Below are 23732 nucleotides of genomic sequence, written 5' to 3' on the forward strand. Positions count from 1 at the left end.
GGCTCGACCGGGGTTGACCGAAGTACTCTAGCGAAGCCAGAATCCATGCAATCGCTTTCATTATTCCTCGGCGAACAGGCCCGGTGAAAGGACGGTATGAGTTCGGAGCAGCCGGAGCGGGTCGCCCGCGGGCAACTCGAAGACGTCATCCTCCCCTTCTGGCTCGACCACGGCATCGACACCGAGCACGGCGGGTTCTACACCTGCTTCGACAACCGGGGCCGGCGGCGCCTGTCGACGGACAAGTTCACCTGGTCGCAGGGCCGGTTCGTGTGGCTGCTGGCCCGCGCCGCCAGGCTCGCCGAGCGCGGCCTGCTCACCGCCGACGCCGCCGCCCTCGTCCGGCTCGCCGAGCGCGGCGCGTCCTTCCTCCTCGCCCACGCCGTCCGCCCCGACGGCAGTTGCGCGTACGTCCTGGACGAGAGAGGCGGGCCCGCGCTCGGCGAGGACGGCCTGCCGCTGCCCGTGCGGCGCAGCGTCTACGCCGACGCCTTCGTCGCCATGGGGCTGTCCGAGCTCACCGTGGCCACCGGCTCGCCCGAGCACCTGCCGGTGATCGACCGGATCGTCCAGCGGGTCGCGGACGACGTGGAAGCGGGCGACCCGCCGACGCCGCCGTACCCGCTGCCGCCCGGCTGTTCGGGGTTCGGCGCGCGCATGATCGTGCTCAACGCCCGGCTCGACCAGGCCCGCGCGCACCTGGCCGGGCCCGGCGCGAAGGCCGACCTGGGGGAACTGCGGGCCGCGCGCCGGGCCATGCTCGCGCACCGGGAGGACGGCGGGCTGTTCACCGAGACGTTCGTGCCCGACCCCGGCCTGCGTGACACGATCCTCGCCCGGCACCGCACCCCCGGCCACGCGCTGGAGGGGATCTGGATGGCGCTGGAGGCCGGCGAACTGCTCGGCGAGACCGGCGACCAGGCCGGCCTGCTCGCCTCCGTGTCCGCGCTGTGCCGGGTCGGATGGGACGACGAGCACGGCGGGCTGTTCCGCTACGTGGACGTCTCCGGCCGGCCGTACGGGGGCCCGTACGAGGACCTGGTCACGCGGACTTGGTCCACCAAGCTGTGGTGGGTGCACACCGAGGCCGCGTACGCCACCCGCCTGGCGGCCGAGCGTTACGGCGACCGGGAGGCGGCCCGCTGGTTCGAGCGCGTCTGGGACTACACGCTGCGCACCTTCCCCGGAGGGGCCGAGGGCGCCGAGTGGATCCAGATCAGGGACCGGACCGGCGCCCCGCTCGACGAGGTCGTCGCCCTGCCGGTCAAGGATCCGTACCACATCGCCAGAAACCTCATGCAGATCGTCGAGCTCCACGCAGCCGGAGCACCAGGGGAGCAGCCGTGACGGCCACCAACACCGGCCCCGTGATCGAACGGACCGCCGGCAACCTCGAAGCCCGGATCTACCGCGACCGGCCGGCGGCCGGCGCCGCAGCCGCGCGGGTCGCGGCCGAGGCACTGCGCTCGGCGCTGGCCGCGCGCGGCGCGGCCAGCGCCGTCTTCGCGGCCGCGCCCTCGCAGCGGGAGACGCTGGCCGGCCTGCGCGCCGCCGCCGGGATCGACTGGTCCAGGGTCACCGTCTTCCACATGGACGAGTACATCGGCCTGCCCGCCGACGCCCCCCAGCGCTTCGGCCGCTTCCTGCGCGAAGAGCTCTGGGACGCGGTACGCCCCGGCGCCGTCCACGTGATCGACCCCGGCGACGACCCGGAGGCGGAGAGCGCCCGCTACGCCGGGCTGCTCGGCCAGGGCCCGATCGACCTGGTCTGCCTCGGCATCGGCGACAACGGCCACCTGGCCTTCAACGACCCTCCCGTGGCCGACTTCGCCGACCCCCTCGCGGTCAAGGTGGTCGAGCTCGACGACGCCTGCCGTACGCAGCAGGTCAGCGACGGCTGCTTCGCCACCCTCGCCGACGTGCCCGCGCGGGCGGTCACGCTGACCGTGCCCACCCTGATGGCCGGGCGCACGCTGGTCGCCACCGTGCCGGGCCGGAACAAGCGGGCGGCGCTCGCCGCCGCGCTCGACGGGCCGATCTCCGAGCGCTGCCCCGCCTCGGTCCTGCGCACCCACCCGGCCTGTACGCTCTTCGCCGACGTGGAGGCCTACCAGTGAAGCTCACCGGGATCGTCGCCCGGCAGCTCGTGGAAGGGAGCGTGCCCCGGTGGTGAGGCTCAGCCGTGCCACCCTGTCCAGGGTCGCAGCCGAGGCGCGCCCGCTCGCCGAGCCGCGCGCCACCGGCGTCGTGCACCTGGGCATCGGCGCCTTCCATCGGGCGCACCAGGCCGTCTACACCGAGCAGGCCATGGCCGCGACCGGCGACGACCGGTGGGGCGTCTGCGGGGCAAGCCAGCGCAGCACCGCCGTGGCCGGCCTGCTGCGCCCGCAGGACTGCCTGTACGGCGTGCGCGCCGGGGACGACGTCCGCGTGATCGGGTCCGTACGCGAGGTGCTGGTCCCGGGCGACGACCTCGCCGCCCGCCTGGCCGCCCCGCAGACGGCGGTCGTCACGCTGACCATCACGGAGAAGGGTTACCGCCGCGCCCCGAGGCCGGACGGGCCGCCCACCGCGATCGGGCGGCTGGTGGCCGGGCTGCGTGCCCGGGCCGCCGCCGACGCCGGCCCGCTCACCGTCGTCTCCTGCGACAACCTGCCCGGCAACGGCGCGACCCTCGCCGCGCTCGTCACCGAGCTGTGCGAGCCGCCGCTGCTGAGGTGGGCCGAGCAGAACGTCACCTTCCCGGCGAGCATGGTCGACCGCATCGTCCCCGCTACCACCCCCGCCGACCTGGACGACATGGAGGCCAGGCTCGGCGTGCGCGACCTCGGCGCGGTGGTCACGGAGCCGTTCACGCAGTGGGTGATCGAGGACGACTTCGCCGGTGACCGCCCGGCCTGGGACCGGGCGGGCGCGCTGCTGGTCGGGGACGTCCGGCCGTACGAGCGGATGAAGCTGCGCCTGCTCAACGGCAGCCACTCGGCCATCGCCTACCTGTCGGGCGCGGAGCACGTGTCCGAGGCGGTGGGCGACGCCGCGTTCGCCGGATACCTGCGCCGGCTCATGGACGAGGACCTCTCGCCCACCCTGCACGGGCTCGACGCGTTCGACCTGGCCGGATACAAGCGGTCGCTGCTGACCAGGTTCGCCAACCCCGGCCTGCGGCACCGCGTCACGCAGATCGCGGCCGACGGCTCGCAGAAACTGCCCCAACGCCTGCTCGACCCGGCCCGCGAGCGGCTGGCCGCCGGGCACGAGCCCCGCTTGATCGCGCTGGCGGTGGCGGGCTGGATGCGGTACGTCACGACGGCGCGCGAGCTGGACGACCCCCTGGCCGACCGGCTCACCGGCGACCCGCACGCCGGCGCCGCGGCCACCGTGGAGCGCCTGCTGGCGATCGAGGAGATCTTCGGTCCCGACCTGAGGGACGACCGGGTCTTCCGTGACCTGGTCACCGACGGCCTGCACCGCCTCACCGCCGACGGCCTCGCCGCCACCCTCCGCACCCTCGACACCTGACCGCCCCCCGAGAACGCCTGGCCGCCCCCGCGAACGCCTTCGCCTCAAGGCGCTGAGCGTCCCGGGCGCGGCCGAAAACCGGTTGAGCCCCGCGCCGGTGTTCCCATAGGTTGCCTGCGGCCCGCCATCGTGAGGACAGAGGACATCAACCGCGTGACCCCGCCTGCTCGCCAGACCTGACACGTACTTCCGCTCTCTTCCAGCCGGCCCGGGTGGCCGGCTCCGCCGGGCTGCCCGCGTGCGCCCGGTCGTTCAGCGTCTGAGGCCGCGCGTAACCGGCCTCGTGTCAGGTCTTGAGAGATCATGTCTTCACAACCTCATATCGTGCTGCCCTGGGTCGTCCGCCGGACCAGGCTGCCCCTGCTGTCGACGCGCTGCGTCGACTGCCCGTCCGAGTCGGCCACCACCGGCGAGGGCAGGTTCCGGATCAACGCCCAGGGCAAGGTGCTGGACGTGTGGCTGCTGGTCCGCTGCGTGTCCTGCGACCGGACGAGCAAGCTCACCGTGCACGAGCGGGTGCCGGTCAGGACGGTCGATCCGGCCGCGCTCGACCGCTACCACGCCAACGATCCCGAACTGGTGGTGTCCACGCTGTTCGATCCGGCGTTCGCCAAGCGCAACCGCTACACCCTCGACTGGAGCGGGGCCTGGCGGCTGGCCCTCACCCCGGTGCCGCTCGACGAGCCGTGGCCGGTGCGGGTGGAGGTCGGCTTCGACGATCCGGTGCCGGTGCGTCCTGACCGGCTCATCGCGCGGGGCCTCGGCCTCAGCAGGAACGACGTGCGGCGCCGCGTCAAAGGCGACTTTGCGCTGCGCCGCACGGTGAGCACCGGGTTCGCCTTCACCGTGATGCCCCTGGACTGACCGGACGCGGGTGGCCGGAGCTCCTCCCGGCCACCCGCCTCAGTCCGGCGCGGCGGTGATGGGGCGGTGGGCGAGCGGGCTGGAGAAGATCATCGTGCTCGACGGCTTGCCGTAGGCGGCGAGCCGGTCGATCAGCCGCTCGAACGCCGCCATCGACGGCACGGCGATCTTCAGGATGCTGCACACGTCGCCGGTCACCCGGTGGATCTCCCTGACCTCAGGCCAGGTCGCCACCTCGGGATCGCGCAGCACGCAGGTCGGCCCGTAACAGGTGAGCTGCACGAACGCGGACACCGTCCAGCCGGCCCGGGCCGGGTCCACCGTGGCGTGGTAGCCGGTGATCACCCCCGCCTCCTCCAGCCGCCGGACCCGTTCGGCCACGGCCGGCGGCGACAGGTGCACCCGGCGCGACAACTCGTTGAACGACAGCCGCGCGTTCTCCTGCAGCTCACGCAGCAACTCCCAGTCCATGGCGTCCACCAGCGGCTCCTTTCGTTCGGAAACAGCATGCCCGAGATGGATGACGAACATGAACCGATCCACGGCGAAGGCCGTTCGGACGGCATTCCTTGGAGTGCTGTCGCCGCACCATCATGAGGTGCCGACACACGCCGACACAACGAAGGGAGCGCGGCGCGATGAAGACGACAGGACGGGTACGCCCCGTCTCGGCGGCCGAGCGGGCCGAGCGGGCCCGCATGAGCGGCGGGCTGCCGACCCTCGAGTTCGAGCGGGAGATCCCCTACGACGCCTACGTCCGCACCGACGTCCTGCACGACCTGCAACGGCCGCTGACCGACGCCCCGGGCGAGATGTCGTTCCTGGTCATCACGCAGGTGATGGAGCTGTACTTCAACCTCGTCGCCCACGAGTTGCTCGCCGCGAGGGAGTCGCTGCGGGCGGACCGGGTACGGGACGCGGTCGCGGCGCTGCGCCGCACCGCCCTGCACCTGGAGGCGGCGAACGCCGGCTGGCTCGGCCTGCGCTGGATGACGCCCGCCGACTTCAACAGCTTCCGCGACCGGCTCGGGGAGGCGTCGGGGCTGCAGTCGGGCATGTACCGGCTGGTGGAGTTCCGGCTGGGGCTGAAGAGCGAGGCGCTGCTGCGGCCGTTCAGGGGCGGCGCGCGGGAGGAGGCGCTGCGGCGCGCGTTCGACGAGCCCAGCGTCTGGGACGCCGCCACCGCGCTGCTCGCCCGGCGCGGCCACGACCTGCCGGCGGCCGTGCTCGGCCGGGACTTCGGCGCGGAGTACGAGCCCCACGAGGCGGTCGAGCGCGCCTGGGTGCGCGTCTACCAGGACGACGCCGCGGCGGACCTGGAGGGTGACGCAGTGGGCGGGGACGGGCTGCGGGCGCTCGGTGACGCGCTGGCCGAGGTCTCCGAGCGGTTCGGCGACTGGCGTTACCAGCACGTGGCGGCCGTGCGCAGGGCGATGGGCGCCAAGCCGGGCAGCGGCGGCTCCAACGGGCTGGCCTGGCTCGAACGCAGCATGGCCCGGGTGGTCTTCCCCGAGCTCTGGTCCGCCCGTACCTACATGTGATGCCCGTATCCGCATGCGGGAGGCGCGGGGCAGAGCCCGGGGAAGCGCCGCTCCGCGCACGCGCGGAGCGGCGGGACTGGCCCGTCAGCAGCTGAGGTTGCCGCCGGGGGAGACGCCCAGGATCTGGGCGAAGCGCTGGTAGGAGTTGATCCGGCTCTGCACCTGGGCGGGGTTGCCGCCGTTGCACTCGATGCTGCCGTTGATGCTGCGGATGGTCTCGCCGAAGCCGCGGCCGTTGACCATCGCGTTGTGCGCCGTCATGGTGCCGGGGCCGTTCTGCGTCATCCAGTACCACAGGGCGGTCTTCCAGGCCACGGCCGCGTCCTGTTGCACCAGCCAGGGGTTGGTCAGCAGCGGCAGGCCGAGCGCGTCGCCGGCCGCCTTGTAGTTGAAGTTCCAGCTCAGCTGGATGGGGCCGCGGCCGTAGTAGGCGGCCTGCCCGGCCGGGCACCCGTACGACTGGTTCGGGTCGCAGTAGTGCGGGTAGTTCGCGGTGTTCTGCTCGACGATGTGCACCAGCCCGCCGGTCTCGTGACCGACGTTGGCCAGGAACGCGGCCGCCTCCTGCTTCTTGACGGTGTCACTGCCCGTCTTGGCGAACGCGGGGAAGGCGCTCAGGGCCGAGACCAGGCCGCTGTAGGTGTAGAAGGAGTTGCGGCCGGGGAACATCTGGTCGAACTGGGCCTGGCCGACCACGAAGCCCGACGGGTCGGGCGGGTTCGTGGGGCCGCCGGAGCAGGTGTAGGGGTCCCAGTACCAGTGGCTGATCACCGGGTCGTAGCCGGGGTTCTCGTGGACGGCGATGTAGTGGTTGCCGTCGGTGTAGCGGACGATGCTGCCGACGGCGTAGAACTGCCCGGCCACCCAGTTCGGGTAGGAGCAGGCCGTCCCGCCGCTGCCGCCTCCCGTGCAGGAGCCCTGGTCGCCCCAGACGTCGGCGCTGCCCGGGGTCTCGTTCTGGGTCCACCACTTGGCGGTCCAGTTGTGCCCGTTGTGCGACGCGACCGCGCCGCCGGTGTAGACCGCCCCGGCGTTCCACGCCGTCGCGCAGGCGGCGGCGTTCGCCGCGGACGGCAGCAGCACCGCGAGCAGCCCCCAGACCAGTGATAAGACGGCCGGCAGGATCAGGATCCTTCGCACGTGCGCCACTCCTCGGATTTCATAGGAAAGTTTCCTAAGGATTAACGATGGAGCTGCCACCGCGCAAGGCCCAAAGTCAGACTCGCCCGGTCCGGCCCGCGCTCCCTGGCCGCCGGGCGAAGGACCAGCCGAGCCGCGTCCCGGCCACCACCGTGCCGGCGACCGCGGCCGTCACCAGCCAGACCATGAACGTGGGGTACAGGTAGACCACCTGGATCCACATGATGTCGCCGCCGCGGGCCAGCACGCGGAAGACCGGCGCGGCCGACAGGCACAGCGCCAGCGGCGCCAGCCAGATCACCAGCCGCACCCGCCGCCACCCGGTGCACCTCCCGGCCCAGCGCCGGGAACGCGCCACACCGCGCACCGCCAGCCCGGCGGTCACCAAGGTCAGCAGCAGGAACACCAGATCGACCGGCAGGTACGGCGGCGCGGACGGCACCCGCGGCGTGTCTCCCTCGATCAGCGCGACCAGGCCGTCCATCAGGGCGTGGGCGTCGGAGTGGGTCATGCCGGTGTTCGCCATGACGGCGACGCCGTACCCGGATCCGGGCATGAGCAGCTGGTCGGCGGTGGAGGTGAACAGGTCGCCGCCATGGTGCACGGTGGGGGCGCCGTGCGGGGTCCGGCCGAGGAACCAGCCGAGGGCGTACCTCTTGTTCGCGCGTGAGGGGGTGCGCAGCTCCTTCATGCTCGCGGGACTCAGGACGCCGCCGTTCTGCGCGATCAGCCACCGGGCCATGTCGCCGGCGGTGCTGACCACGCCGCCCGAGCCGTTGCCGAACCCGGGCGGCTCGGGCAGGGCGACGGCCCGGCCGAGGACGACCAGGTGGCCGCGCGCACGGGCGGGCAGGTCGCGTTCGCGGTCGATCGTGGTGCTGGAGTTCATGCCGAGCGGGGTGAACACGTGGGCGCGCAGGTAGGACGCGAACGGCTCGCCGCTCACCACCTCGACCAGGCGGGCGGCGACCTGGAAGTTGGTGTTGTGGTAGCTGAAGACGGCGCCCGGCGCGGCGGCGAGCTTCGCCGTCCTGAGCCGGGCCACGGAGCCCTTCAGCGTCTTCGGCTGGGGCAGGCTCTTCTCGCGGAACGTGGTGTCGGCCATGCCGGAGGTCTGGTCGAGCAGCTGCCGTACGGTGATCGCGGCGGCGCGGGGATCCGCCATGGTGAACTCCGGCAGATAGCCGCGCACCGGCCGGTCGAGCTCGACCCGCCCCTGCTCGACCAGCTGCATCACGGCCAGCGAGGTGAAGGACTTGCTGACGGAGGCGACGGCCATGGGCGTGTCCGCCGTCACCGGCTCGCCGGTCGAGGTGTGGCCGTACCCCGCGACGTGGACGACCTCCGTACCCTTGACGATCGCGACCGCCGCGCCCGGCAGCCCGGTCGCCTCCCGGTAGCGCGCGACGAACGCGTCCACGGACGCCGGCGCTGGCGACGGCGGGGGAGGGCGGGGGTCAGGGCAAGGCTGATCGCGGCGAGCACGTTGATGAGCATCCGACGAAGCTAGCCACGCCCGGGGCCCGCCACCATTGCGGTCCGCCTCCGTCTTCCCTGCGGAAACCCGCCATCCCAGCGCCGGGACACAGGCTCGCGCTGCCTTCTGGGTGGATTGAGGACCAAAGGCACTGACGCGCGGGACCTTGTCCCCGGGCGCCGCCCCGTCCCGCCGGGCGAAGCTGAGGGCACAGGCCCGAGAGCAGTGGAGGTGCGCGATGACCCGACCCATCGTCGTAGGAGTGGACGGATCGCTCCCGTCGGCGGCAGCGGTGGAATGGGCGGCGGCCGAGGCCGGGCGCAGAGGTCTGAGCCTGCGCCTGGTGCACGTGTACGAGGAACGTCCCTACGACGGCTACGACGCCGACGACCCCTCGGGCCCGCTGGCCATCGCGGCCGACCGGGCGCGCGGCACCGCCCCCGGCGTCGAGGTGGCCACCCGGGCGCTGCCCGGCAACGTGCGGGACGTCCTGATCGCCGAGTCCGCCGGCGCGGACACCGTGGTCGTGGGCAGCAGAGGGCTCGGCGGCTTCACCGGCATGGTGATCGGCTCGGTCAGCACGGCCGTCGCCGGCCACGCCGCCGGCCCGGTCGTGGTCGTCCACGGCCGTCCCGCGCGGTCGTACGGGCGCGTGGTCATCGGGTACGACCGCTCACCGCACTCCGAGGCGGCCATGGAGTACGCCGTCGAGCAGGCGCGCGTCCGCGGCGTGCCGTTGCACGTCGTGCACGCCTGGCAGACGCCCGTCTTCTCGCCGCAGGCCACCGCGTACAACACCCTGCTCGTGGACGTCTACCGGGAGGAGTCAGGGGCGGTGTCCGAGAGCGTGGAGCGGTGGCGGGAGAAGCACCCCGACGTCGAGATCACCTGTGAGACCGTCTCCGGGCACCCCGTGAGCGTCCTCGCGGCGGAAGGGTCCACGGCGGACCTGGTCGTGGTCGGCTCGCGCGGGTACGGCGGCCTGGTCTCGGCGGTGCTCGGCTCCGTCAGCCACGGTGTGCTGCACCACGTGACCTGCCCGGTCGCGGTGGTACGTCCCCGGTAGGCGACCCGCCCTCAGCTTCGGCGTTCCGCTTCGCCCCGCGTGTCGGCGACCCGGGCTCTGGACCAAGAGCGTCAAACGCGGTCGGATGGAGCTGACAGAGGGAGGACACCGTGATCATCGTGGGAGCGGACGGCTCGGCGCCGTCACGGGCGGCCGTGGAGTGGGCGGCGGACGACGCCGCCCGGATGAGCCTGCCCTTGCGGATCGTGCACGTGATGGACACCTCGTGGTACCTGGTCGGCCGGCGCCCCGGCGCCGCCCTGCCCGGCGCGCTGCTCAGCGAGGGGCAGCGGATCCTGCGCGAGGCGGAGGAACTGGCCCGCGAACGGCAGCCGTCCGTGCGGGTCAGCACCAAGGAGGTGGAGGGCGCGCCCGCCGAGGTGCTGCGCGAGCAGGCCGGGGACGCCGCCGAGCTGGTCGTCGGCAGCCGCGGCCGGGGCGGGTTCGCCGGTGCGCTGCTGGGCTCGGTGAGCACGGACGTGGCCGGGCAGACGCACTGCCCCGTCGTGGTGGTCCGGGCCGAGCCGCGCCAGGAGCACGGCGAGGTCGTGGCGGGGGTGGACGACTCGCCGGAGTGCGAGCCCGCCCTGGCCTACGCGTTCGACCAGGCGCGGCTGCGCGGTGCGACGCTGCGCGTGGTGCACGCCTGGCAACTGCCGGCGCTCGCGCTCGATCCCGAGGCGGTCTACGACATGGACGAGGTCCGTACGGCGCAGCACCAGGTCGTCCGCGACCGGCTGCGGTCGCTCACCCGCGACCACCCGCAGGTGAAGGTGGTCGAGGACGTGCGGTCCGCGCATCCGGTCGACGCGCTGAACCGGGTCGCGGAACAGGCCGACCTGCTCGTCGTGGGCTCACGCGGGCACGGCGCGGTACGGTCGGCGCTGCTCGGCTCGGTCAGCCGCGGCGTCCTGCACCACGCGAGCTGCCCCGTGGCCGTGGTCCGCGCCTGACTGTCAGGGCGTACATTTCCGGAGGTCGTCCCGCAGCCCCAGCCGCCCCTCGTACACGGCCACCTTCTCGGTGATCAGCTTGAGGCACTCGTCGAGGTCGTGCATCTGGGCGAGCACCCGTTCCCGGTGCGCGCGCAGCACCTCCAGCCGTTCGACCTCGTTGCCCTGGCCGGCCCGGACGAGCTCGGTGTAACGCCGGATGTCGGTCAGGGGCATGCCGGAGGCGCGCAGCCGGATGCACACGTCGAGCCAGCCGATGTCGTCCTCGTCGTAGACCCGGTGCCCGGCGACGCCCCGGCGTACCGGCTGGGTCAGCAGACCCTCCCGCTCGTAGAAGCGGAGAGTGTGGACGCTCAGCCCCGTGCGTTCGGCGACCTGGCCGATGCTCAACCCTGACATGCCGCCAGTTTGACTTAGAGCCCGCTCTAGATTCTACGGTTCCGAGGCATGAGATATCGCGTTCTCGGCGGCACCGGCATCGAGGTCAGCACCCACTGCCTGGGCACGATGATGTTCGGCGCGGCCGGCAACCCCGACCACGACGACAGCATCCGGATCATCCACACCGCCCTCGACCACGGGATCAACTTCGTCGACACCGCCGACATGTACTCGGCGGGCGAGTCCGAGGAGATCGTCGGCAAGGCGCTGCAGGGGCGGCGGGACGAGGTGGTCCTGGCCACGAAGGTGCACTTCCCGATGGGGGAGGGGCCCAACAGGGGCGGCAACTCGCGGCGCTGGATCGTGCGCGCGGTCGAGGCCAGCCTCAAGCGGCTGCGGACGGACTGGATCGACCTCTACCAGATCCACCGGTTCGACCATCGGACCGACATCGAGGAGACCCTCTCCGCGCTGACCGATCTGGTGCGGCAGGGCAAGATCCGCGCGTTCGGCAGCTCGGCCTTCCCCGCGCACGAGACGGTGGAGGCGTACCACGTCGCCAGACAGCGCGGCCTGTACCGGTTCCGCACCGAGCAGCCGCCGTACAACATCCTGGCCCGCGGCATCGAGGGCGACGTGCTGCCCACGGCGCAGCGGCTCGGCCTGGGCGTGCTCACCTACAGCCCGCTGGGCTGGGGGTTCCTGACCGGCCGCTACCGCAAGGGGCGGCAGATGGACCTGACGCGGGGCCGCGCCGCGCGGGCGCCGGAGCGCTTCGACCCGTCCATCCCGGTGAACGCGGCCAAGTTGGAGGTCGTCGAGGAGCTGGTGAAGCTGGCGGACGAGCTCGGCAGCACCCTGCCGGAGCTGGCCGTCGCCTTCGTCGCGGCCCATCCGGCGGTCACCTCGGTCATCCTCGGCCCGCGCACGATGGAGCAGCTGGAGGGCCTGCTGAAGGGCTCCTCACTGGTGCTCGACGACGCCGTGCTCGACCGGATCGACGAGCTCGTGCCGCCCGGCACCGACGTCTACCACCCGGTCGGCCTCTGGAGCCCCGCGCCGCTGACCGACCCGCTCCTGCGCCGCCGCCCGGTGGGCGACCGCGCCGCGAGCTGACCGGACGTTCCTGGGTCGCCGCCTTGGTGATGCCGATCACACATAAGTCATCTGCGTCATTCTACGCAGAACGCCCACCCCGGTGATCCGTACCTTCTGAACGCGGCCACCAAGTGCCGCGAAAGACGGGTGGAAGGAACACGATGAACAAGTCTCAGAGCCTGAGCAAGGGGCGAGCGGCGCGGCTGCGCGCGGCCCGGTCGGCCGCGACGGCGGCGGTGCTCACGGTGGCGGCGGGCGCGATGATCGCCGGCCCCGCCTCCGCCGCGAGCCGGCCCGCGCACGGCCACACGCACACTTCGGTCAGCACGACCGGCGCCACCGGCGCGGCCGCGTCGGCCGGCTTCGCGCGGAAGTACTACTTCGCCGCCGGCCTCCTGGGCCGGAACGAGGTACGTGAGCCGGGCAAGAAGGTGAACGACCGCGACGGGGTGGCGGTCGCCAAGTTCCGCATTCACGGCAACCGCTTCTACTACTTCGTCCAGTGGAAGAACACCGGCAGGCCCACCGCCTTCCACATCCACCGGGGCAAGGCGGGCGTGAACGGCCCCGTCGTCATCGACCTTCTGTCCAACGGCCGCATCCGCGGCAACACCAGCTTCGGCTCCGTCCACGTCAAGAGCAGCCTGCTCAAGGGCATCAAGAAGAACCCGAAGAACTGGTACGCGAACCTGCACACCGCCAAGTTCCCCGACGGCGCGGTCCGCGGCCAGCTCCACAAGGGCGGCCACTGGTAAACCGCCGCCCCCCGCATGACCCGGCCGGCCCGTCACCTTCATGGTGGCGGGCCGGCCTTCGCGTGGTCACGGGGCGGAAGCCGGCCATCCGGATCGCGCAACAGAGAATGCGTTCACCGGATATCCGGAGATTCCGGCGCTCCGTACCATCGGCTCTGCACGTGAATTCCCGGAGCTGAGAAAAGGAAAAGATGAAGCTCGTCCGAAAAACTGTGCTCGCCGCCTCGATGGCCATGGCCCTGTCGACCGCGGGCATGCTCGCAGCCGCACCCGCGCACGCCGAGGTGTGGGACTGCGGGGCATATATCGCGAACAATGTGGGAGCCGGCAGCTGCAACAGCGGATTCGGTTCCTATCAGGTACGGGTTTCCTGCGCCTCGGCGCACTGGCCCTATACGAGGGAGATCCACGGTCCCGTCGTGTACAAGGCGCAGGACCAGTGGGTCGGACCCGAGTCCTCGGTCAGCGGCGCGGCGAACGGCTGCCACATCACCGACGCCTGGGTGCACGCCTTGTAAGTCTGCACCACACGCCTGCGACCAGTGAGGCGGCCGTGACCGCTTCTCCAAAGAAGGCGCTGGGGGACGTGTGGTCCCCCAGCCGCCGCTCTCTCACCCGGGCTCTAGGGTGCCGGGTAGTCGGTGACGTACACCGGGGCGCCGACCTTGGTGGTGTCGGCCGCTTCGCCGTCACCGTTGACGACGTGGTCGATGACTCCGGCGCTCAGGTTGACGGTCATGATGTGGTGCAGCCGCACTCCCGGCCGGCGTGGCACCTCGAAGCCGTTCTCCGTGTGGATCTGCGGGTTGTTCTGGTTGAAGACGTAGACCCCCGCCCCGTACAGGCGGTGCTTTCTGACGCGGTCGCCGACCTTGTAGCCGGCCCAGCCCTCTACCGCGCCGTTCATCCAGTCGGCCTGCGTCGGCGGGTCGTACGGCAGTTCGTTCTGGTACAGGATCGTGGTGCCGTCGTCGCCGTTCCAGATCGTGTTGTACTGCTGGAAGTGCTCGACGAACAGTCCCGTCGCGGTCACGTGGTCGCCGTTGACGACGGCGCCGTTGCGGCCCAGGTTGGTGTTCCAGCGCTGCGTGTCGGTGAAGCCCTCGACCCCGTGGTCGGCCCGCCACACCCAGGTGTGGTCGATGAGCACGTGGTCGCTGTTCACCTCCAGCGCGACGTCCGTGCTGCCGGCGTGCGGGCCGCCGACGCGGAAGTACACGTCCGAGAGGGTCGTGGGGTTCGACGGGCTCGACTGGTTCGCCGGCGAGCCGTGGCGGTGCCCGTGCTTGGCGCCCACCCGCAGCAGCACCGGTGACTTGCGCGGGCCGGCGTCGATGGTCACGCCCGCGATGACGACGCCGGGGACGTCCGCGACGTCGATCGGGGTCGAGCCGCGGGAGGCGGTCAGCGTGGCGTGGCCGAGCCCGAGGACGACCGTGTCGGGGCGCCGGATCTCGATGCTGCGCGCGATGTCGTACACGCCGGGGGTGAGCAGCAGGTTCTTGCCGCGGGCCAGCTGCCGGTTGATGTCCTGCGCCGAGTCGGACGGCCTGGCGACGTGGAAGTCGCTGATCGGCAGCGTACGCCCGGGCGTCAGGCCGGCCGCCCATGAGACGCCGCGCGTGTTCCTCCTGGCGGCGGGCACCCGCACGTTGTACCGGCCCCGCGCGTCCACGTACAGGTAGGGCTTCTCGCGGCTGAGCGGCGTGGTGTCGAGCGTGGTGTACGGCGGGTCCGGGAAGCCGGCCTCGTCCGGCGCGCCGACGACGCCCGAGAAGACCTGGTTCCACACGCCGTTCGACCAGCCGGCGACCTCGCTGTTACGGGTCAGCCACTGCTGCTGCGAGCCGTTCGTGACGGCGGGCAGCCTGGAGTCGGCGATGAAGCCGCCGCTGGCGTACTGCGGGCCGGCGGTGCAGTAGTCCATCAGCGACAGGGTGCCGCCGGTGACGTCGAGCCGGCGCAGTGACACCGCCTGCGAGACGGCCCAGAAGTTGGCCGACGAACGGCAGCCGTCCTGCCCGGCCGCGTTCACGTTGATCGACAGGTTGGACAGGGTGCGCCAGAAGTTGACCAGCGCGAGGCAGTTGGCGGTGCCGCCGTCCGCCAGGCAGCGGTTGTAGACCTCGACCTTGCCGTTGATGACGACGTCGGTGGGGGAGGCGCCCAGGCCGGCGATCTCCGTGTAGTACCCGACCTTGATCTGCAACGGCTGCTCGGCGGTGCCGTACGTGCCGGGCTTGAACAGGTACGCGTGGCGGTTGACGCCCATCTCGTCGTCGACCTGGGCGGCGTGCGCGGCGTCGAGGACGGCCTGGATGTCGGCGACCGGCATGCCGGGGTCGAAGACGGTGACGTTCTGGCCGAGGTCCGGGGTGGCGTGCGGCGGTGAGGCGGCGCCGGCCGGGCTCGTACCCGCCGATAAGGAGGAGATCAGGACGGCGGTCATCAGCGTGAGGCCGATGCGCGGCCGCCTGCCACGGGATGGCTGGGGTATCGTCGTTGCCATTCGGTCCGTCTTTCACAGGGGGACTGGTGGGTTCACGCCCGTTCGAGAGAGCGCTCTCTCGAACGGGCGTGGCCGGATCGGGTGCGGTGAAGTGTGGTCGCCCGTTTCTACCGCGCCGACCGGTCCTCTCACAAGACGCACTTCGCCGCGGTGCCGTCCGCTTCCGGTGCCTGCTGACGTTCGTGCCGCCGGGGTCCCGGAGAATGAGGGGCATGACGCGTGCCGTGTACGTCGCCGCCGGTGAGGCGGAGAGCAACAAGGGAACCGTGGCCCTGGGCCTGGTCGAACTGCTGTCCCGGCAGGTGGAGACCGTGGGCGTGTTCCGGCCGGTGGTGCGGGCCGGCCGCGAGGACGCCCTGATCAACACCGTCCGGAGCAGGTTCCAGCTGGCCCTGCCCTACGAGGCGTGCGCGGGCGTCACCTACGACGACGTGCACGCCGACGTCGAGCGGGCCGCGGGCGACGTCGTGGCCCGCTTCCGCGCCCTGGCCGGACGGTGTGACGCGGTGGTGGTGATCGGCACCGACTACACCGACGTGGGGGCGCCGACGGAGTTCGGGTTCAACGCCAGGCTGGCCGCCGACCTGGGCACTCCCGTGGTCAACGTGGTGAGCGGCAGGAACAGGACGGCCGCCCAGATCGCCGCCGCGGTCGAGCTGTCGTCCAGGGAGCTGGCGCACCACCACGCCGGCGAGCTCGCGGTCGTCGTCACCCGGGCGGACGCGCCGGGGCCGCTGCCGATCGAGCATCCGACGCCGGTGTTCGTCCTGCCGGAGACCCCCTCCCTGCGCGCCCCGACGGTGACCGACCTGCTCGACGCCTGCGACGGCCGGTTCTTCCTGGGCGAACGCGACGGCCTCGGACGCGAGGCGAGCGCCCTCATGGTGGGCGCGATGTCGCTGCCCAGCATCCTGGACCGCCTCACCGAGGGCGCCACCGTGATCATCCCGTCCGACCGGGCCGCCGCGCTGCTGCCGGGGCTGATCGCGGCGCACACCACGGCGGGCTTCCCCGCCCTGTCGGCGGTGCTGCTGACGGGCGGGAGCGAGTTGCCTCCCTCCGTCGACCGGCTGCTGCGCGGCATGGTGATCCCGCTGCCGGTGATCGCGACCGACCACGACACCTTCGACACCGCCACCCGCCTGTCGGCGGTGGAGGGCCGGTTCACGCCGGAGGCCGGTGGGAAGATCGACACGGCGCTGCGGGTCTTCGAAGAGCATGTGGACGGGCCGCTGCTGCTCGACCGCCTCGACATCGCCAAGACCGACGTCGTCACGCCGCTCATGTTCGAGTACGAGCTCCTGGACCGGGCACGGGCCCGCCGCCGGCGCATCGTGCTGCCCGAGGGCGAGGAGCCGCGGATCCTGCGCGCGGCCGACACCCTGCTGCGCCGCGGCGTGGCCGAGCTGACGTTGCTCGGCGACGAGGCACGCATCAGGACCCGGGCCGCCCAGCTCGGCCTCGACCTGGACGCGGCCCGGGTGCTCAGCCCCTTCGACGCGGAGCTGCGCGAGCGGTTCGCCCGCGAGTACGCGGCGGTCAGGGCACACCGGGGGATGACCGTCGAGCTGGCCCGCGACACCGTCACCGACGTGTCCTACTTCGGCACGCTGATGGTGCACACCGGCATGGCCGACGGCATGGTGTCGGGCGCGGCGCACACCACCGCGCACACGATCAGGCCCGCGTTCGAGATCCTGCGCCTGGGTCTGGTCTCCAGCGTGTTCTTCATGTGCCTGGCCGACCGGGTGCTCGTCTACGGCGACTGCGCGGTCAACCCCGACCCGACCGCCGAGCAGCTGGCCGGCATCGCGATCGCCTCGGCCGGCACCGCCGCGCTGTTCGGCGTCGATCCCAGGATCGCCATGCTGTCGTACTCGACGGGAGCCTCCGGCGCGGGCGCCGACGTCGACAAGGTCCGCGCCGCCACCGACCTGGTCCGCGACCTCCGCCCCGACCTCCAGGTGGAGGGGCCGATCCAGTACGACGCCGCGGTCGACCCCGCCGTGGCCAGAACCAAGATGCCCGACAGTCAGGTGGCCGGCCGCGCCACGGTCTTCGTGGTGCCCGACCTGAACACCGGCAACAACCTCTACAAGGGCGTCCAGCGCAGCGCCGGCGCGGTGGCCGTGGGGCCGGTGCTGCAGGGTCTGCGCAAGCCGGTCAACGACCTGTCCCGCGGCGCCACGGTGGCCGACATCGTCACCACGGTCGCCGTCACGGCCGCCCAGGTGACCGACGCCCCGCCGGTCGACACCGACGGCTGACAACGAGGCGCGTCTCCTCCGAGCTCTTTCGTGACACCTCGATCGTGAGGGCTTCACGGGGGGATTTGATGAAAATTTCAAGCATCGGCGGGCCGGCGGCCGAGGTGTTCCGCCATGTGAGGCGTGTGCCGGCCGTCGGACGGGGTTCGCTGGGATGGGTGAGGCGTTGACGGTCGGACCGGGCGGCGGAGACCCTTGCTTTTGGGAGCGCTCCCAAAAGTCGCACGGCAGATCACCGGCGTTCGCAGCGTCGCCGACGCCCGGTCCACCACGTGAACCCCCGTAGAAAGGCCGCCTTCGTGGATTCCCTGTTCAAGGATCAAGGGCTGTTCCTGGCGCTGTACCGGATCGTGATCGGGCTGCTGTTCGCCTGTCACGGCGCGGCGACGCTCTTCGAGGTGCTGGGCGGACCCCAGGGCCAGGCGCCCGCCTTCGGGCAGTGGCCGGGCTGGTGGGCGGCCGTCATCCAACTGGTCGGCGGCATCCTCGTCCTGCTTGGCCTCGCCGCCCGCGCCGCCGCCATCGTCTGCTCCGGCACCATGGCGTACGCCTACTTCGTCGTCCACCAGCCGCAGGCGCTGTTCCCGATCGAGAACGGCGGCGAGAAGGCCGCGCTGTTCTGCTGGGGCTTCCTCCTCATCGCCATCCTCGGCCCCGGCCGCTGGGCCCTGTCGGCCGCGTTCACGCCCTCGCGGCTGGTCGCGGAAGAGCGGACATGACGGCGGACGATGAGGCGGGGCACGCAGCCGAAGGTCGCCACGGCCGCCGTCACAGCCGCCCAGGCGACTGACACGTCGCTTGTACGGAGCCGTTCCCGCGCCAGACAGCTTGCCCATCCAGCTCTTCACGAAGAACCAGTAATACATGTTTTGCGTCAAATGTCTGGACGATTCCGAGAACGGCGATGACGATGGAACTGTCGAGCCTAATAGGTGAAGGGGTCCGAAGCTAAGGGCAGCGACGATACGGAGATAATGACTGGTAGACCAGCCTACTCGCGTATGGGAGGCGCTCTCGTGTGGCAAAGTCATGCAGTTAGGCACGCCATCATGACGCTGGTGGCTTCGGTAGCTCTGGTGACAGGAGTTGTCGCTCCTGCGGCCAGCAATTCTATCAGGCAGGACCCATACATCGGCCTTGATTACGACACCGGGCCTGCGGGAACCGAGGTGACGGTCTGGGGAAATCTTTTCCTACCCAACCTCCCCATCACAATCTCCCATCCAGGGCTAAGCGGCCCTGACAGCACCAAAGCAGACGATGTCGGAGCCATTCCTAACTTGACATTCCGAGTTATGGAAAACGCTCCAATAGGCAAAATAACTATCCAATACCGGCAAGCCGAGCACATCATCGCCTCCGCCGACTTCACCGTTCAGCGACGGTAGTCCAGACGCACCGCCTCGGGAGAGCTGGGCTCGGGAGGGGCCCGTGGCACGGCTCTCCGGGGCTGGGTCGAGTAGAAGCTCCATCAAGGAACCTTAGCCAGGAGGTGTCATGAATCAAGGCACCCGAAAAATCATCATGGTAACGGTAATCAGTTCGATCCTTGCAATGGGAAGCACCGATGCCCTTGCCATTACCCCTTGGGACCCCGGCGTGCCCAGCACTGGTTCGGTAGAGCCCTCCACATCGCCTTCTCGCGAAGAAGGTCGAAAGGCCGGTTACCGTACCGGTTACCCCGAAGGGGCGCAGCGGGCTAGAAAAGTGCGGTGCATGGTCGTTGAAGTAGATCCTCCGTCAGGCACCTTGCCTGTGGGTATGGAGGGAGACCCATACTGGACGGAAGGTTATTTGGAGGGATACCCGCAGGGGTTCGGTGCAGGCTTTCTATCCGCCTGTCCCGCCGGGCCCCTTCTTGCGCCCTGAGGTCATCTCGCTGGAGCTTGTGAAGACTCCGCGCCGAGTCGGAGACGTACCTGACTGACGCCGACCGCCGAGCCGTGATCGAGAAGCTCACCGTGGGCGAGCGATCGGCAAGGTTGGTTATCAACGGCGCAATTTGATTACGTCACCGACTTTTCACCCTTGTAGCACGCTCCAATGGGAGCCGTGCTTGACATCCTCATCCAGTTGCTTATCGGCGTCGTCTCGTTGGGGTCGCCTACCTGGCATACAAATCCGCAGTCGAAGCAAACCACCGAGCCGAGAAGCTCCGCTTGGCAGCGGCAGGCGTTGGCTCCACGAGCATTCCTGACCGGATCGCCGCAGTCAACAAAGCCTTCGCCGAAGCTGGGCTGGTGATGGAGGATCTTCGTCGTGAACTCGAAACGCAACAGGCTGCTCGCGATGTGCTCCTTACACGCGCCAAGGAGCAGCAGCGGCTTCTAGAGCTGAACGAACAACAGGCCCAGAGAATCCAGCAGATCCTTGTGGGCGAGACGAAGGCAACCATCCGGGCGGAGGGGCGCAAGCAGTGGCTGTTCTTCGCCTTGGGCGTGGCAGCCTCGGTCCCGGTCGGCGTCCTGATCAACATTCTGGTGCCCTGACCGGCATGCCGCTCATGGATCAGTGAAGCGTGGCATTCAAGGCGATGATTTCCGGCTAATGTCAAGAAACCCCTGAGTGCCTGTCATACGGTGGCGTCCGCTTGTGTCCCTCGTGAAAAGGGGAACCCTGCCGGCATCGTTCAGGTCAGCAGGGTCAGAGTCTGGTGTGCGATTTCCTGCTCCTCGTCGGTGGGGATGACCAGGACGGGCACCTCGGCGGTGGGTGGTGACACCGGGCGTTCGCCCCGGTGCTCCGACTCGTTGAGTTCGGTGTCCACGGTGATGCCGAGTCGGTCGAGGCCCTTGAGCGCGGCGGCGCGGGTAAGGGGGTCGTTCTCGCCGATGCCGCCGGTGAAGACGATCGCGTCGACGCGGCCGAGGAGGGCGTAGTAGGCGCCGACGTACTTGCGGATGCGGCGGGTGTAGACGTCGAGGGCGAGCCTGGCCTCGGCGTCGTCGCGGGCGCGGATCGTGCGCATGTCGCTGGAACCCGCGAGTGCGAGCAGGCCGCTGTCGTGGGTGAGGGCGTGTTCCACCTGCTGGGCGTCCATGCCGTCCGTACGGGCGAGGTAGCCGCCGAGTGCGGGGTCCACGTCGCCCGAGCGGGTGCCCATGACGAGGCCCTCCAGCGGGGTCAGGCCCATGGAGGTGTCGACGCTGCGGCCGCCGGAGATCGCGGTGGCGCTGGCGCCGTTGCCGAGGTGCAGGACGATCAGGTCGAGGGCGGCCAGGTCGCGGCCGAGGAGGGCGGCGGCGCGGCGGGAGACGTAGGCGTACGAGGTGCCGTGGAAGCCGTAGCGGCGCACGCCGAGCCGGTCGCGCCAGTCGCGGGGCACGGCGTACGTGTACGCCTCCGGCGGCAGCGTGAGGTGGAACGCGGTGTCGAACACGGCCACCTGCGGGACGTCGGGGAAGACCTTGCGGGCCAGCCGGATGCCGGTCAGGTTGACCGGGTTGTGCAGGGGTGCGAGGGGTGACAGCTCCTCGATGGCGGCGATGACGTCGTCGTCGATGAGGGCCGCTCCGGTGAAGCGGTCGCCGCCGTGGACCACCCGGTGTCCGACCGCTACCGGCGCCAGATCGGGGCCGGCGGCGGCGAACGCCTCCATCATCGCGTCCAGCGCCTCCCCGTGACCGGGGAAGGGACGGTCACGAACGTACGGGGGGTCGTCCCCGTTGCGGTGCGTGAGCCGTCCCCGCTCCTGCCCGATGCGTTCGATCAGGCCCTTGGCCGCGCGGCCGCGGGTGCCCGGGTCGACGAGCTCGTACTTGACGGAGGAGGAGCCGGTGTTCAGGACGAGGATGGGGGTGTCCATGCCGCCGAGCTTATTGGGCGGCGGCGTCGCGGTCGTACCGCATCACCACCACCTGACCGTCGCAGACCCGCGACTCCACCAGCCGCAGGCCCAGCCGGTCGGCGCGCGGGACGAACAGCGGCCGGCCGCCGCCCAGCACGAGCGGGTGCACCGCGATGTGGTACTCGTCGATCAGGCCGTGCTCGGTGAGCGCGGCGGCCAGGCCGGAGCCGCCGGTCAGCAGCAGGTCCTTGCCGTCCTGGCGCTTCAGCTCGGCGACCTGCTCGGCGAAGTCGTGCTCGCCGATGACCCGCTCGGCCCAGTCGGCCTTCTCCAGCGTCCGGGAGAAGACGATCTTGGGGGTGCTGCGCCAGAGCGGGGCGAACTTGAGCACGTGGGGGTGGTCCGACATCGACTCGGCCTCCGGCCAGAAGGCCGCCATGCCCTCCCAGACGCCGCGCCCGTACAGGAAGGTGTCGGAACGGTTGCTCAGCGTCTCGGAGTAGGCTGACAGCTCCTCGCCCATCACGGGCCAGTCGAACTCGCCGTTCGGGCCGTCGATGTGGCCGTCGATCGAGGTGTGCACCCAGTGAATGATCTTACGCATGTCTCGGCTCCTGGTTCTTTTCGGCCTTTGTGGCTTGCTTCGTAGGTAGGTCGGTGCCGTGGTGGCGTTCTGTACATCCCGCGCATGGTTTTTTCGGGAAATTTCTGGACGAGGTTTTCCGCGGGGGTGTCGGCGCGCGGGAGCACCAGCCCGCGGTGTGCCGGCCGCGCTTCGGGCTGCCCGGGGGCATGCGGACAGCGTGGCGGGGGCCGGGGGTTCGTCTCTGCTGACGGGCGTCCGGACTGTGGCAGCCGTTGGTTGCTTGTTCAGGTGCTTTGGATGCCATGGCTGGTGGCTTTGGTCGTGGTCCATGGGTGACCTTGGTTGCTTACGCGGGGCTTCGGGGCGGGCTACGATCGGCGGTTGTGTTCCTGACCAGCGCGGATGAAGTGCGGATCGGCGGGATGAGGCCGCGGCCCGGCTGGATGGTGGGCCTGGCCGGGTTCGTGCCGGCGTTCGCCGCGGCGGTGGCGGTGGTCCTGGGGGATCTGGCGGGCGCTCCCGGCTGGCATCTGGTCGCCGACCTGGTGGGCGGCGTGGTGGCCTGCGCGGGGGTGTGGCTGTGCCGGAGGTGGCCCGTGGCCGCGGGGCTGGTGGTGATCGCCGTGTCGGTGCCCGCCGCCTCCGCGTCGGTGGCCGCTGGGATCGCCGCGCTGCTCGCCGCCCTCTACCGGCGGCCGCGCGTGGCGATCATGATGGGGGCCGCGGGGGTGGTGGCGACGCTGGTCAGGTTCGCGGTGCGGCCGCCCGGGCTCGCGCCGTACCCCGTGTGGGCGCTGGTCGGCGTGCTGTTCGGAGCCGCGGTGACCGCGTGGGGGATGCTCGCGCGTACCCGCAGGGAGCTGCTGCTGTCGCTGGCCGAGCGGGCCCGCCGGGCCGAGGCCGAGCAGCGGCTGCGCGCCGAGGAGGCGCGCCGCGCCGAACGGCTCGGGATCGCCAGGGAGATGCACGACGTGCTCGCCCACCGGCTGTCGCTGCTGGCGGTGCACGCGGGGGCGCTGGAGTTCAACCCGGACGCCACGGCGGGCGAGGTCGCGGAGACGGCTGGGGTGATCCGCTTCAGCGCCCGGCTGGCGCTGGAGGAGTTGCGTGCCGTCATCTCGGTCCTGCGCGATCCGGGCTCCTCGTCGGACGCCGGGGCGCCGATGGATCAGGGGATGGATCTCGGGGCGCTGGTGGAGGAGTCGCGGCGGGCCGGGATGCGGGTCGAGCTGCGTGATCACGGGGTACGTCTGTCCGAGGCGCCGGACGTGGTGGGCCGCGCCGCGTACCGGATCGTGCAGGAGGGGCTCACGAACGCGCGCAAGCACGCGCCCGGTCAGCCCGTCACGGTGGTGGTGGGGGGTGCGGGGGAAGGCGAGCTGGTGGTCGAGGTACGCAACCCGCTGCCGGGCGGACCGGCTGCCCTGACGGGAGACGGTCGGGGGGCGGAGCCGGTGGGGTCGGGCGCGCTGGGGGAGAGCGGTGCGCGGCCAGGGCCGGCGGGATCGGGCGCGACGGCCGACAGCGGTGTGGGGCCGGGCTCGGCTGAGGCAGGGCCGGCTGGAACAGGGCTGGCTGGGTTGTCAGGGAGCGAGGCCGAGACGAGGCCGGCCGGGTTGTCGGGGAGCGGCGGCGGGACGGGGCTGGTCGGGCTGGCGGAGCGGGCGACGCTGGCCGGTGGGCGGCTGGAGTGCGGCGAGACGGCGGACGGCGAATTCCGGCTGGCGGCCCGGCTGCCGTGGCCGCGGTGATGGCTGCGGCGTGGTGAGGGCGTGGTGAGGGCGTGGTG

22 protein-coding genes are annotated in these 23732 nt (G+C 71.2%); 15 read left to right on the forward strand and 7 right to left on the reverse strand.

Going from position 1 to position 23732, the window contains the following annotated elements:
* Positions 1-96 precede the first annotated feature (96 nt).
* From B0I32_RS48105 to B0I32_RS48120, 4 genes are all read left to right on the forward strand, one after another.
* Positions 97-1347, forward strand: coding sequence for an AGE family epimerase/isomerase (locus B0I32_RS48105; RefSeq protein ID WP_106251219.1), 1251 nt, complete (start codon positions 97-99; stop codon positions 1345-1347).
* Positions 1344-2117 carry a 6-phosphogluconolactonase gene (locus tag B0I32_RS48110; protein WP_181308594.1) on the forward strand — a complete coding sequence of 258 codons (774 nt, stop codon included), beginning with the start codon at positions 1344-1346 and terminating at the stop codon, positions 2115-2117. Before B0I32_RS48105 ends, B0I32_RS48110 begins: the two co-directional genes overlap by 4 nt.
* Before the next feature lie 52 nt (positions 2118-2169).
* The gene (locus tag B0I32_RS48115; protein WP_219912396.1) at positions 2170-3519 is read left to right on the forward strand and encodes a mannitol dehydrogenase family protein; all 1350 of its coding nucleotides are present in this window, start codon (positions 2170-2172) and stop codon (positions 3517-3519) included.
* Positions 3520-3843: 324 nt separating this feature from the next.
* Complete coding sequence (locus B0I32_RS48120) at positions 3844-4383, forward strand: DUF1062 domain-containing protein (protein ID WP_245956619.1); 540 nt, start codon at positions 3844-3846, stop codon at positions 4381-4383.
* Positions 4384-4422: 39 nt separating this feature from the next.
* Here B0I32_RS48120 and B0I32_RS48125 read toward each other — a convergent pair whose 3' ends face one another.
* Positions 4423-4854: an Lrp/AsnC family transcriptional regulator gene (locus B0I32_RS48125; RefSeq protein WP_219912400.1), complete on the reverse strand. Its 432-nt coding sequence runs from the start codon at positions 4852-4854 to the stop codon at positions 4423-4425.
* 167 nt (positions 4855-5021) lie between these two features.
* On the opposite strand from B0I32_RS48125, the gene B0I32_RS48130 reads away from it, so the two are divergent.
* Complete coding sequence (locus B0I32_RS48130; protein WP_106251224.1) at positions 5022-5924, forward strand: tryptophan 2,3-dioxygenase; 903 nt, start codon at positions 5022-5024, stop codon at positions 5922-5924.
* Positions 5925-6008: 84 nt separating this feature from the next.
* On the opposite strand, the gene B0I32_RS60580 is transcribed toward B0I32_RS48130, so the two are convergent.
* Together B0I32_RS60580 and B0I32_RS48140 are read right to left on the reverse strand one after the other, a co-directional pair.
* Positions 6009-7064 carry a glycoside hydrolase family 19 protein gene (locus tag B0I32_RS60580; protein WP_425438147.1) on the reverse strand — a complete coding sequence of 352 codons (1056 nt, stop codon included), beginning with the start codon at positions 7062-7064 and terminating at the stop codon, positions 6009-6011.
* A 76-nt stretch (positions 7065-7140) separates the two neighbouring features.
* On the reverse strand, positions 7141-8484 hold the full coding sequence (locus B0I32_RS48140; RefSeq protein WP_181308596.1) for a serine hydrolase domain-containing protein: 1344 nt from the start codon (positions 8482-8484) through the stop codon (positions 7141-7143).
* A gap of 295 nt (positions 8485-8779) precedes the next feature.
* On the opposite strand from B0I32_RS48140, the gene B0I32_RS48145 reads away from it, so the two are divergent.
* Together B0I32_RS48145 and B0I32_RS48150 are read left to right on the forward strand one after the other, a co-directional pair.
* On the forward strand, positions 8780-9607 hold the full coding sequence (locus tag B0I32_RS48145) for a universal stress protein (RefSeq protein ID WP_106251228.1): 828 nt from the start codon (positions 8780-8782) through the stop codon (positions 9605-9607).
* A gap of 110 nt (positions 9608-9717) precedes the next feature.
* On the forward strand, positions 9718-10560 hold the full coding sequence (locus B0I32_RS48150; protein ID WP_106251230.1) for a universal stress protein: 843 nt from the start codon (positions 9718-9720) through the stop codon (positions 10558-10560).
* Positions 10561-10563: 3 nt separating this feature from the next.
* Here B0I32_RS48150 and B0I32_RS48155 read toward each other — a convergent pair whose 3' ends face one another.
* Positions 10564-10959, reverse strand: coding sequence for a MerR family transcriptional regulator (locus tag B0I32_RS48155; RefSeq protein WP_181308598.1), 396 nt, complete (start codon positions 10957-10959; stop codon positions 10564-10566).
* A gap of 48 nt (positions 10960-11007) precedes the next feature.
* Between B0I32_RS48155 and B0I32_RS48160 the strand changes: the two genes are divergently transcribed.
* The 3 genes from B0I32_RS48160 to B0I32_RS48170 all read left to right on the forward strand — a co-directional run bounded on the left by B0I32_RS48160 (position 11008) and on the right by B0I32_RS48170 (position 13312).
* Entirely contained in the window at positions 11008-12057 is a 1050-nt protein-coding gene (locus tag B0I32_RS48160; protein WP_106251234.1) for an aldo/keto reductase, read from the forward strand.
* Between the two features lie 143 nt (positions 12058-12200).
* A complete protein-coding gene (locus B0I32_RS48165) occupies positions 12201-12794 on the forward strand; it encodes a CHRD domain-containing protein (RefSeq protein WP_106251235.1) in 594 nt (197 codons plus the stop codon).
* Positions 12795-12985: 191 nt separating this feature from the next.
* Positions 12986-13312, forward strand: coding sequence for a hypothetical protein (locus B0I32_RS48170; RefSeq protein ID WP_146178575.1), 327 nt, complete (start codon positions 12986-12988; stop codon positions 13310-13312).
* Positions 13313-13416: 104 nt separating this feature from the next.
* Here B0I32_RS48170 and B0I32_RS48175 read toward each other — a convergent pair whose 3' ends face one another.
* Complete coding sequence (locus B0I32_RS48175; protein ID WP_245956620.1) at positions 13417-15243, reverse strand: adenylyl cyclase; 1827 nt, start codon at positions 15241-15243, stop codon at positions 13417-13419.
* Between the two features lie 272 nt (positions 15244-15515).
* On the opposite strand from B0I32_RS48175, the gene pta reads away from it, so the two are divergent.
* The 4 genes from pta (at position 15516) to B0I32_RS56955 (ending at position 20059) form a co-directional block, all read left to right on the forward strand.
* The gene (pta, locus tag B0I32_RS48180) at positions 15516-17570 is read left to right on the forward strand and encodes a phosphate acetyltransferase (protein ID WP_106251240.1); all 2055 of its coding nucleotides are present in this window, start codon (positions 15516-15518) and stop codon (positions 17568-17570) included.
* Between the two features lie 272 nt (positions 17571-17842).
* Positions 17843-18289 carry a DoxX family protein gene (locus B0I32_RS48185; protein ID WP_245956621.1) on the forward strand — a complete coding sequence of 149 codons (447 nt, stop codon included), beginning with the start codon at positions 17843-17845 and terminating at the stop codon, positions 18287-18289.
* A gap of 330 nt (positions 18290-18619) precedes the next feature.
* Positions 18620-18958, forward strand: a complete 339-nt coding sequence (locus B0I32_RS56950) for a hypothetical protein (protein WP_146178576.1) — start codon at positions 18620-18622, stop codon at positions 18956-18958.
* 771 nt (positions 18959-19729) lie between these two features.
* Positions 19730-20059 carry a hypothetical protein gene (locus B0I32_RS56955; RefSeq protein WP_146178577.1) on the forward strand — a complete coding sequence of 110 codons (330 nt, stop codon included), beginning with the start codon at positions 19730-19732 and terminating at the stop codon, positions 20057-20059.
* 140 nt (positions 20060-20199) lie between these two features.
* Here B0I32_RS56955 and B0I32_RS48195 read toward each other — a convergent pair whose 3' ends face one another.
* Together B0I32_RS48195 and B0I32_RS48200 are read right to left on the reverse strand one after the other, a co-directional pair.
* Entirely contained in the window at positions 20200-21375 is a 1176-nt protein-coding gene (locus tag B0I32_RS48195; RefSeq protein WP_106251244.1) for an acetate/propionate family kinase, read from the reverse strand.
* Positions 21376-21385: 10 nt separating this feature from the next.
* The gene (locus tag B0I32_RS48200) at positions 21386-21961 is read right to left on the reverse strand and encodes a dihydrofolate reductase family protein (RefSeq protein ID WP_106251246.1); all 576 of its coding nucleotides are present in this window, start codon (positions 21959-21961) and stop codon (positions 21386-21388) included.
* 365 nt (positions 21962-22326) lie between these two features.
* Between B0I32_RS48200 and B0I32_RS48205 the strand changes: the two genes are divergently transcribed.
* Entirely contained in the window at positions 22327-23694 is a 1368-nt protein-coding gene (locus B0I32_RS48205; protein ID WP_181308600.1) for a sensor histidine kinase, read from the forward strand.
* Positions 23695-23732 lie beyond the last annotated feature (38 nt).

Origin of the sequence: Nonomuraea fuscirosea, assembly GCF_003001935.1 — a bacterium.
In the GTDB taxonomy this organism is placed as follows: Bacteria; Actinomycetota; Actinomycetes; order Streptosporangiales; family Streptosporangiaceae; genus Nonomuraea; species Nonomuraea fuscirosea.